Genomic DNA, 440 nt, shown 5'->3' on the forward strand with positions numbered 1-440 from the left:
CGGGCGGGGTAGTCGTAGCGCTCGTAGCGGCGGCCTTGATGGTCCAGGTCGCGCCCATCGCGGCTGTGCTGGTGGGTATAGCGCGGATGGTGAAAAGTGTAGTCGCGCTGCGTCTGGCGCGCGGTGCGAACGTTCTCGGTGTAGGTGAAGCGACGCAGCGCAGGCTGCGGCTGATCGCCGCCGGGCATGGGGTTGTATTGCACCGGCGCGTCGCCGACGCGGCCGTGAATGAAGAGGCGATCGCTGTGGACAAGTTGATGTCCTTCGGCGCCATGACGGAAGGAATAGAAGAAGCCTTCCTCACGCATGATGCGTTCGACGAAGTGGTAGTCCGTATCGCCGGCTTGCACGCAGTACTCGCGGGACTGGTGCTCGGTGGTGCTGCGCTGCTCGTAGGCCTGAGTGATGCCATGCGCCTTGAGCACGGCCTCGGCGATCTG

Annotated in this window: 1 protein-coding gene; it reads right to left on the bottom strand. The window is 64.5% G+C overall.

Annotation, left to right across the window (positions count from 1 at the left end):
* Positions 1-440: contractile injection system protein, VgrG/Pvc8 family (locus KVT32_RS28800; RefSeq protein ID WP_254637066.1), on the bottom strand; the 440-nt coding region annotated here is incomplete at both ends.

It is taken from the genome of Achromobacter sp. GbtcB20 (assembly GCF_019091095.1).
Classification (GTDB): domain Bacteria; phylum Pseudomonadota; class Gammaproteobacteria; order Burkholderiales; family Burkholderiaceae_B; genus Achromobacter; species Achromobacter mucicolens.